We start from the raw sequence: 8,797 nt of genomic DNA, 5'->3' as shown, positions 1-8,797 counted from the left end.
CTATGAGGGTCGGCTGACGCCGATCGCCGCCCAGATGAAACACAACCGCGGCGAACTTCAGCAGCCCCCGTGGACGGCCGACCCGCGCGTGACCGGAGGTTTCCTCTACGAGACGCCGGTGCACCTGTTCGACATGGTCCGGTTCTTGTTCGGCGACGTGGCGGCGATCCAAGGGTTCGCCCGTCAGAGCGTGTACCGCGAGCTCGACGGGTTTGCGATGGTGCTCACGTGCCGAAGCGGCGTGATCGCCACGGTCACCAGCGTGGCCCACGCCACCTGGCTGTTTCCGTCCGAGCGGGTGGAAGTGTACGGCGCCCACTGCGCGGTCGTCACGGAGGAACTGGAACGTGCCTCGTTCAGCCCCGGTCCCCGCGAGCAGGCCGAGGGCCTGGACTGCGTCGCGATGCCGTTCGAGCAGAAGTGGGGCTACGTCGTCGAGGACCGGCTGTTCGTGGACGCGGCCCTCGGCGAGCGGCCGCCCGCGGTGACCGCGGACGACGGGTATCGGGCCACGGAGCTGGTGGAGGCGTGTTACCGAGCTGCGCGAGAGGGCAGCCCGGTCTCGCTGCCGCTGCCCGCGCCCGCATCAGGGTCCGGCGGTGCGCCCCGCCGATGATCCTGGGCGACGGCGCGCCCGACTGGGACGGTCGGCGGCGGGCGGCGCGATGGATGGCATGATGGAGCTCGGCCTTTCGACGAGCGTGCTTGGGATGGCGGCCTTACCCGACGGCCTGGCCGCGTTCGCCGGGCACGGTGTGTCGTGGGTCGAGATCCACGGGTACGAGCGCGAGGAGTTCGACTTCAGCGATCACGCGCTTGTGGCCGCCACAAAGCAGGCATTGGTGCGCCACGGGCTGCGCCTCTGGGCGGTCCACAGCCCCGCGTACGCACCACTCGACCTGGCGTCGTCCGATGCGGGCGTTCGGCTGCGAACCTGCGCGGCGATGCGCGAGGCGATGGGGGTCGCTGTCGAACTCGGCGCCCGCGTCTTTGTGTGCGACGGGGCGCGGCCCCACTCAGACGACACGCCGGCGGAGGCGGATGCCCGCCGGCGGCTCTACGCGGAGAGCCTGCGACCGCTGTTCGATGAAGGGTGCGGATCCGGGCTCCGGTTTGTCATCGAGAACACGCCACGGGGCGCGGCACGGTTCGTCGTTCCTGACGACTTTCGGCGTTTGGAAACGGAGTACGGGCTCGCGGGGCTCGGGGTCTGCTGGGATACCGGGCACGGCTGGATCGCCGGGCAAACACCGGAAGTGGCGTGTCGTTTCGGGGATCGGCTGGTCACGATCCACGCGCACGACAACGACGGCCAGCGGGATCGCCATTGGCTGCCGACCACCGGCGGGATCACGTGGGAGCCGTTCGTGCGCTGCCTGCGCCGTATCGGCTACAGCGGTCCGTTCATGATGGAGCTGGGGCCGCCGGCTCCCGGGACGCCCGACGCCGTGCGACGGGTGATCGAAGACGCCGTGACGACGTACGATCGCCTGATCGGCTGAGAACCGCGCGGGCGTTCACGCCCCCGCGACGGTTTGAACACCGCTCCGTTTGGGCATAACATCGGTGCATCTGAAATGCCCCGCACGGGAATTCTCCGGTTTGGTGCGGTCCCGATCGGGGGGTCCGAGACGCGATCACGGTAAGAATCGCGAAGGGAGGAGACATATGCGCAAATTGGCGATCGTGGCGATGGGTGTGCTGTTGGCATCGGCGGTGCTCAGCGGTGTTGCGTCCGCTCAGCAATATCCGAGCGTGTCGAATCTCCAGGCGTTCAGCGCGCAGACCAACTACATGTCGCTGCCGGGATATCTGCGGTACCTGGTGAACCAGCAATCCGGGCAGTGGCTCACGTATCAGGAAGCCGCGCGGGTCGTCCAGCAGCAGACGGGTCAGTAAGGCGCGCGCCGGCGCGACCGCAGGGAGGGGGGGCCGTCGGCCCTCCCTTTCGTTTTGGCCCGGTGGATCCGCGGCAAGGCTCGCCGAAGGCGATGCCCTCACGTTGGCACAGGCCGCGCCCGCACGGCCGTGCTAGTGGACTGCGGCGGCCGTGTGCCGGCGGGGCCGCCACACCCGCAGGTACTCCGCCACCACCCAATACGAGCCAAGCACGAAGGCGGCGGCAAACGCCTGCGCCGCCAGGCCTTCGACGTTCGGGTAGACCGAGAACCACACCCCCGCCCATGCCGGCGCGTGCAGGCGGAGCGCGGTCGTGCCGATCCAGCCGGCCTGCTGCATCTCCTGGATGCTCTCGCCGACCATAACGATCAGCACACCGCCCAAGAGGACGCCGGTCAGCACGAGCATTTTCTTGTACGGGAGCCGGTGGTGCACGACGAACGTGAGCCCGGCGACGATCACCGTGAGCGCGAGCCCGATCCCGGCGCCAATCAACGTCGCGTGCTGTCCGACCTGCAGCCGGATGCTCTGGAGAAATAGGACCACCTCGAACCCCTCGCGGTAGATCGCCGAAAAGCCGAGCAAAAGCAGCCCGTTGAAGACAAACGCGGGGCGATGATCCGCGCTGTCGACGAGCGCCCGCTGCGTGCGGGTGTGATGGACGATCCACCCGGTCCAATAGACCTTGTGGAAAAACCAGTTCATGATCACCAGCAGGACGACCACCGCGAGCAATCCGGTCGCGGCCTGCACAAACAGCGCTGGCGCGTCGATCGACGACACGATCGCGACCACGATGAACCACGTGGCCACGGTGGCCGCAAACGCCGCGGCGGCCCCGCCGGCGATCGGCCGGCCGTACCGGGTGCCGGCCCGTCCGAGGCTGGCCGTGATCGCGGCCAGCACGAGAATCGCCTCCAAGCCTTCCCGGAACACGAGAATACCCGTATCCACGATCGCGGCCGCCGGCGTCAGCCGGGTCACCGTAGGATCGGGATTGCCGCCCTGCGTGACCGCCTGCCATACGAGGACGGCAGCGACGAACGCCGCCGCGCTCACGACCAGCGCCGTCCCGGCGATTCGACCGGTACCCCAGTGCGCAACTCTCTCCATTCGCGCTATGCTCCGCCTCCATATCGCCCGCGACGGTCGCAGACGTTCCCCGAACATCATCAGCCGAGCTTTAGGACGACCTAACCGATTGTAGAGCAGCGGTCCCGGCGATTCAACGGAGGAAGATGGCACGGTCGGGTGTCGATTCTGTGAAAGGGACAAGACGGCCTATGGAAAGAACTATTGACCAGTATCGTGGTAGATTGTCAGTGTTGGATCGTCGTGCAGCAGCGGAGGGAGCGATCGCCATGGGACGGGAGCAGCTCGACAACGTGGTGCGGCGCTGGCGGGGTCAGGCAGGGATATCGCAGGGGCAGCTGGCCGCCCGCGTCGGAACGTCCCGCCAGACCCTGAACGCCATTGAGGGCGGCCGGACGGTACCGGGAACCGCGCTCGCCCTTCGCCTCGCCGCGGCGCTGGGCGTCAAGGTGGAGGACCTGTTCCGCGTCCCCGAGGCCGCGCGAGAGGTGCCCGCGAGGCTCGCGGGACCTGCACCGCAGGGCGATGCGCCGGTGAGGGTCAGGCTGGCCGCCGCCGGCGGGCGGGCGACCGCCGTGCCGTTGACGGGGGCGCTGGTCTCCTCGGCGTGGCTTGCCGGCGCCGACGGCGTTGTGTGCGCGGGCCGGGGACGTCAGGTGCGGATCCGATTGTTCGAGCCCGCCGGGCGACCCGTGGAAACGATCGTTGTCGCGGGGTGCGATCCCGCGCTGCCGCTGATCGCCGGGCACTTCGAGCGGGCGTACCCGCAGTACCGTCTCGCCTGGCTCCCGGCCGGAAGCATGCGCGCGCTCGAGTGGCTCCGCGACGACGCGGCACACATCGCCGGGCTGCACCTGCGGGATCCGAAGACCGGACAGGACAACATTCCGTTGGTGCGACGCATGCTCGGGAAACGCCGTCTCGTCGTGCTGGCGTTTGCGACGTGGGAGCAGGGGGTGATCGTGGCGGCCGGAAACCCGCGCGGCGTGCACGACGTCGGCGACCTGGGCCGCGCGGACGTCACCATCATCAACCGGGAGCCCGGGAGCGGCGCGCGGGCCGTGCTGGATGCGGCGCTTGCGGCGCATGGGCTCTCCCCGTCGAAGGTGCGGGGTTACGATCGAGCCGCCCCATCCCACCTCGCCGTCGCGCAGGCCGTGGCCCTCGGCCTCGTGGACGCCGGCGTTGGGGTGCGCGCTGCGGCGCGCGCGTTCGGGCTGCATTTCATCCCGCTGCAGCAGGAGCGCTACGACCTCGTGCTGCCGTCCGAGGTCGCGGCGCGTCCGGCCGTGCAGGCCCTGCTCGAGACGGCGCGGCGCGCGCCGGTCCGCGCCGACCTCGAGGCGGTGGGAGACTACGACACCGCCCGCCTCGGGACGACGCTGGCCGTCTTGCCATGAGCGCGCTGGGCTGGGCGTCCGGCGCCGCGCGTCACCGTCCGGGTGTGCCCTGGCCGCTCGCCGCAGCGGGCGTGTTGCTGCTCGGGTACCTCGTCGTCCCCTTTTGTTTCGGCGTGGCGTCGCTCGACGGGAGCGTCCTCTTGAGCGCGATCCGGGGCGCGGCGGCGGCCGGGGCGATCTGGACGTCCGTCCTCACCGCGACGATCTCCACGTTCATCGTGGTCGTGCTCGGCGTTCCGTTGGGGTACGTGCTCGCGCGCACCGAGTTTGTCGGCAAGGGGCTGGTCACCGCGTTCGTCTATCTCCCGCTCGTGATTCCCCCGCTCGTGGGGGGCGTGTTGCTGCTCGTGACGTTCGGGCCGTACACGCCGCTCGGAGCGTGGCTGGGCATGCGGGGGCTCCCGATCACCGACGCGCTCCCCGGGATCGTGCTCTCGCAGACGTTCGTCGCCGCGCCGTATCTGATCGTGGCGTCCCGCGTCGCGTTCGAGGCGGTGGAGCCGTCGTTCGAGCAGGTCTCCTACACACTCGGCAAGCCTCCGCTCGTGACGTTCTTCCGCGTCTCGCTGCCGCTCGCGTGGCCGGGGATTCTGGCCGGCGTGCCGCTCGCGTGGCTGCGCGCGCTCGGCGAGTTCGGGGCGACGATCATGGTCGCGTACCATCCGTCGACCCTGCCGGTGTACCTGTTCGTGCAGTTCGGCGCCAGCGGCTTGCGCCAAGCGCTGCCGGTCGCCGTCGTCCTCGTCGCGATCGGCGCGGCGGTGGTGGCGCTGGTAGAGTGGGTCGGCGCCCGGGGCCACCGCCGCGCGGCGCTCTGATGCTGAGTGTAGCCCTGCGTGCTCGGCGCGGCGGGTTCCAGCTTGAGGTGGCGTTTGCCACGGTCCACCAGCGCGTCGTGCTGTTTGGTCCGTCCGGTGCGGGCAAGACGATGACCTTGCAGTGCCTGGCAGGGCTGCTCGCACCCGAGCGCGGCCGGATCGCGGTCGGCGAGACCGTCCTGTACGACGACCGTGGCCGCGTGAACCTCCCGCCGTGGCGCCGCCGGGTGGGCCTGGTGCTGCAGTCGTACACGCTGCTTCCGCACCTCTCGGTCGGGGAGAACGTCGCCTACGGCCTGGCCCCGGTCTGGCGCGGACGCGAGCGCGTACGGGTCGAGACGCTGCTCGCCGCCGTTGGCCTCGGCGGGTACGCCGACCGCCGGCCGGCACAACTCTCGGGCGGACAGCGCCAGCGCGTGTCCCTGGCCCAGGCGCTGGCGAGCGACCCGCGGCTCCTGTTGCTCGACGAACCGTTCTCGGCCGTCGACGCACCCGTGCGGGAGCGGCTCCGGCGGGACTTGCTCGCGCTGTTGGACGCGTTCGAGGTGCCGCTCGTCTTCGTGACCCACGACTTCGACGAAGCCTACCTGCTCGGACAGACGATCGTGATCCTGGCGGCGGGGCGCGTCGTCCAGGTGGGCACCCCCGCGGAGGTGGCGGCGCGCCCTCGGACGGTGCTGGTGGCTCAGCTCGTCGGCGCGTCGAACATCGTGACCGGGAACGTGCTTGGGCGCTCGGGCAACGTCGTCGTGGTCGAGGCGGGGCCGCTGCGGGTGCGGGCGCTCGGCGACGCCGTCGGCGATGCCGTCGGCGATGGACCGCGTGCGACGTTTTGCCTCAGGCCGGCGGACGTGCGGCTCGTCGCGCCGGGGAACGATCGCCCGGCCGCGACGGTGACGCGGGTGCTTCCTCGCGACGGCACGACGAGCGTGTTGCTGGCGGTCGGCGCCGTGACGATCGAAGCGGCCGTGCGCGGTCCGGCGCCGGCGGCCGGGAGCGTGGTCGGGCTGGAGATCCCGGACGCGGCGGCCAGGATCGTCGCGGAGGACGCCGCGGTCGAGTAGCCCGCCTACTTCACGACGGTTCGGAGCGCGTCGGGGACGGCGGACGCGTCGCCGGCGAACTTCGGCGACAGCACCGTAAGACCGGCGTCGGCGAGGATGCGCTTCCCGCTCGGGCCCAGCAGGAACTTCACGAACGCCGCGGCACCGTCGGGATTGCGCGCACCGCGGAGGATCGTCACGGTAAACTCCGCGAACAGGTCGATCGCGGCCGGCGGGGTGATGTACGGGATGTGCCCCTGCACCGCCTCCTGCGAGTAGAAGAACCCCGCGTCGAGCTGGCCGGCTTCCAGCCGCCCCACGAGCGTTTCTTCGGGGAACACCTGCGCGGGGTTGTTGTCGGGCCCCAGGACGTCGGCCGCCAGCGCCGGCCGATGGTAGTACTCCGCCGCTTTTTGCATGAACTGGATCGTCAGGGCCCCCTTGGGATCCAGCTTCGGGTCGGTGCGCCCGAGGCGGAATCCGGGCCGGCTCATCACGCCGTACCAGGCGCTCGACTTGAGGTCCGCGGCGAACCGGCTGGACGGGTTGTACCCAATCACGAGCGGCGCGGTGGCGAAGCTCGTGTACCAGCGAACCCAGTCGCCGTTCTGCGGGCCCATGAGCTGCGCGTTCACCGAGGGGACCGCGCTGATGAAGACGTCCCCCGGTCGGAGCTTGTCCTTGATCTGGTTGGCGAGCGCCCCGGACCCGGCACCGAACCCTCGGAACTGCGCGCCGGTCGCGGAGTTGAACGCCGGACCGACGTCGTTCTCCATCACGTTGACCAGCGATCCGGCATACAGGACGGTCACCGGTCCCATCCCGGCACCCATCGCCGCTGGCAGTTCACGTCCCGCCGTCACGACGGCGACAACCGCGATGACCAGCGCCATCGCCACGCCCATGCGTTTCACTGAGCCACCTCCGCCTTCCATCTCAGATGTCAAGTATCAATGTCATCTGACATGAATACTTGACCACCGGCCGCATTCGCTCCTTCCGACCGCACTCCGGGCGGGCGTTCGCGGTGCGCTAGCTAGCGGCCCTGACGGCTGGGCGCGCGTGCGGCGTCTGTCAGGACTTGGATGGCGAAGAGACCGACGATCAGCGCGTGCACGACGGTGCACCACGCGCAGATGTTTCCGATGACGACGAGCTCGGTGTACAGAAACCATACGACGAACGCGGCTCCGACCATCGTCCAGCTCAGCCCGGCCCGACGCAGCCACCAGGGTTCCGGCGCGCCCCGCTGTGCCAAGGAGAGGAGCGCGAGGGCCGCGGCGGCGACGAACCACCCCACGCCCCAGAGCGCCACGGGGATCCCCTGCCAGGACGCCTCGGGGCTGCTCAGCACGCGTTCGCAGTTCACGGTCCCCGACGTGGAACAGACCAGCGGTATGGCCGCGTCGTAGTGGAGGACGGTGAGGTACACGGCGATGGCGAGACCGATCAGGCTGGCTGCCAGACGGATGCGGTCCCACGTCCGAACCGCCATCCCGTTATTTCCCCGGTTGAGGCAACAGCGCCGCGGCGTTGCGTACGCCTGCGCTCCGGCACACCGCGGCCGGCGCCCCGCCGTCGACGGCGCAGATCTCCGCGCTCATTGCATTGGCCGCGCCCAGGATCGCGCGGGCGGCGGCAGTCGTGCCGAGCGGGAGCCCCGCTGCGATTGTCTGCCAGTCCATCCCTTGCAACAGCGCGGGCGAGAAGGACGATCCCACGAGAAGATACCGGCCGCCGACGAGCAGGAACGGGATGTACCCCGATGGGTCGTCGTGGCTGTAGAGCGCGGCCTGGCTCGGGGTGAGGCGCTGCAGCGGAGGATACTGTCCCGAGGCGTCCTGCGTGTTGCCCTGAAGCTCCACCGTCTCCAGCGCCACGTACCGACTCTGGTAGCGGGCGTGGAGCATCGTGAGCGTGGGCGTGCTCGGGAACGTATCGGTGGCGGACGACGCCGACAGCGCGAGCCCGGTGAAGGTGCCGAACCGCTCGAGGGCGGCCACAAGCGACCATCGGGTGGCGGCGCAATTCGGGCAGAACTCCGCGCCCACGTAGAGCACGACCGGGGTGCCGGTGGCCGACAGCGCTCCCACGATCTGCGGGTGGCCGGTGTCGACCGCACCCACGCGGTTCCACGTGGCCTCGGGGATCGCGGTGAGGTCGTGCGCGATGTCCGCCGGGACCGGCCCGCCGACAACCGCCGGCACGGGTCGCGACGCGGCCGGTCGCTGCCGTTCGTGCACCGCGGCCGCGACGGCGACGAGTGCCAGCGCGAGCCCGAGCGCCGGCAGCAGCCACACGACGCCGATCCCGCGCCGTCGCGCGGGCCGGCGCGATGCGCCCCGCTGATCGGCCTTCGTTTTCCCGCGCGGTCGTTTCGCCATGGATCCTTCCCGTGATCGGCGTGGTGATGGCTCTCACCCATGATACCCGCCGTATCGGGGAGCGACTATACCCCTTCCGCCCGATACGGCCGCCGGCGCCCTGCTTCGTTGGGCGTGCGGCACCCGATCTGGTTCGCGATCACCGTCGCTGCGTCGCGCTG

Annotated in this window: 10 protein-coding genes; 6 read left to right on the top strand and 4 right to left on the bottom strand. The window is 70.2% G+C overall.

Features of this window, described 5'->3' with window-relative positions:
• From VKZ50_08980 to VKZ50_08970, 3 genes are all read left to right on the top strand, one after another.
• On the top strand, positions 1-616 hold a 616-nt coding region (locus VKZ50_08980; GenBank protein ID HLJ59850.1), incomplete at its 5' end, for a Gfo/Idh/MocA family oxidoreductase.
• A 49-nt stretch (positions 617-665) separates the two neighbouring features.
• The gene (locus tag VKZ50_08975) at positions 666-1,502 is read left to right on the top strand and encodes a sugar phosphate isomerase/epimerase family protein (protein ID HLJ59849.1); all 837 of its coding nucleotides are present in this window, start codon (positions 666-668) and stop codon (positions 1,500-1,502) included.
• 166 nt (positions 1,503-1,668) lie between these two features.
• On the top strand, positions 1,669-1,899 hold the full coding sequence (locus VKZ50_08970; GenBank protein ID HLJ59848.1) for a hypothetical protein: 231 nt from the start codon (positions 1,669-1,671) through the stop codon (positions 1,897-1,899).
• A gap of 132 nt (positions 1,900-2,031) precedes the next feature.
• Here VKZ50_08970 and VKZ50_08965 read toward each other — a convergent pair whose 3' ends face one another.
• Positions 2,032-3,012: an FTR1 family protein gene (locus VKZ50_08965; protein HLJ59847.1), complete on the bottom strand. Its 981-nt coding sequence runs from the start codon at positions 3,010-3,012 to the stop codon at positions 2,032-2,034.
• A 248-nt stretch (positions 3,013-3,260) separates the two neighbouring features.
• On the opposite strand from VKZ50_08965, the gene VKZ50_08960 reads away from it, so the two are divergent.
• Genes VKZ50_08960 through VKZ50_08950 form a run of 3 tightly spaced genes read left to right on the top strand, consistent with a single transcriptional unit; the run spans position 3,261 to position 6,273 of the window.
• Positions 3,261-4,391 (top strand): substrate-binding domain-containing protein, encoded by a 1,131-nt coding sequence (locus tag VKZ50_08960; protein ID HLJ59846.1) that lies wholly within the window; start codon positions 3,261-3,263, stop codon positions 4,389-4,391.
• Positions 4,388-5,209: an ABC transporter permease gene (locus tag VKZ50_08955; GenBank protein ID HLJ59845.1), complete on the top strand. Its 822-nt coding sequence runs from the start codon at positions 4,388-4,390 to the stop codon at positions 5,207-5,209. Before VKZ50_08960 ends, VKZ50_08955 begins: the two co-directional genes overlap by 4 nt.
• Positions 5,209-6,273, top strand: a complete 1,065-nt coding sequence (locus tag VKZ50_08950; GenBank protein ID HLJ59844.1) for an ABC transporter ATP-binding protein — start codon at positions 5,209-5,211, stop codon at positions 6,271-6,273. Before VKZ50_08955 ends, VKZ50_08950 begins: the two co-directional genes overlap by 1 nt.
• Positions 6,274-6,278: 5 nt before the next feature.
• Here VKZ50_08950 and VKZ50_08945 read toward each other — a convergent pair whose 3' ends face one another.
• The 3 genes from VKZ50_08945 to VKZ50_08935 form a co-directional block, all read right to left on the bottom strand.
• Complete coding sequence (locus VKZ50_08945) at positions 6,279-7,157, bottom strand: extracellular solute-binding protein (protein ID HLJ59843.1); 879 nt, start codon at positions 7,155-7,157, stop codon at positions 6,279-6,281.
• 131 nt (positions 7,158-7,288) lie between these two features.
• A complete protein-coding gene (locus VKZ50_08940) occupies positions 7,289-7,747 on the bottom strand; it encodes a vitamin K epoxide reductase family protein (protein ID HLJ59842.1) in 459 nt (152 codons plus the stop codon).
• A gap of 4 nt (positions 7,748-7,751) precedes the next feature.
• Positions 7,752-8,636: a DUF929 family protein gene (locus tag VKZ50_08935; protein HLJ59841.1), complete on the bottom strand. Its 885-nt coding sequence runs from the start codon at positions 8,634-8,636 to the stop codon at positions 7,752-7,754.
• Positions 8,637-8,797: the final 161 nt, after the last annotated feature.

Source organism: bacterium, from assembly GCA_035295165.1.
In the GTDB taxonomy this organism is placed as follows: Bacteria; Sysuimicrobiota; Sysuimicrobiia; order Sysuimicrobiales; family Segetimicrobiaceae; genus JAJPIA01.
This window is presented reverse-complemented; position numbering and strand designations above follow the sequence as displayed.

Bases quoted from the DNA above. Each gene is read 5' to 3' on its own strand.
- VKZ50_08960 (HLJ59846.1), top strand. From the start codon at position 3,261: ATGGGACGGGAGCAGCTCGACAACGTGGTGCGGCGCTGGCGGGGTCAG.
- VKZ50_08955 (HLJ59845.1), top strand. From the start codon at position 4,388: ATGAGCGCGCTGGGCTGGGCGTCCGGCGCCGCGCGTCACCGTCCGGGT.
- VKZ50_08945 (HLJ59843.1), bottom strand. From the start codon at position 7,157: ATGGGCGTGGCGATGGCGCTGGTCATCGCGGTTGTCGCCGTCGTGACG.
- VKZ50_08950 (HLJ59844.1), top strand. From the start codon at position 5,209: ATGCTGAGTGTAGCCCTGCGTGCTCGGCGCGGCGGGTTCCAGCTTGAG.
- VKZ50_08975 (HLJ59849.1), top strand. From the start codon at position 666: ATGGATGGCATGATGGAGCTCGGCCTTTCGACGAGCGTGCTTGGGATG.
- VKZ50_08965 (HLJ59847.1), bottom strand. From the start codon at position 3,012: ATGGAGAGAGTTGCGCACTGGGGTACCGGTCGAATCGCCGGGACGGCG.
- VKZ50_08970 (HLJ59848.1), top strand. From the start codon at position 1,669: ATGCGCAAATTGGCGATCGTGGCGATGGGTGTGCTGTTGGCATCGGCG.
- VKZ50_08940 (HLJ59842.1), bottom strand. From the start codon at position 7,747: ATGGCGGTTCGGACGTGGGACCGCATCCGTCTGGCAGCCAGCCTGATC.
- VKZ50_08935 (HLJ59841.1), bottom strand. From the start codon at position 8,636: ATGGCGAAACGACCGCGCGGGAAAACGAAGGCCGATCAGCGGGGCGCA.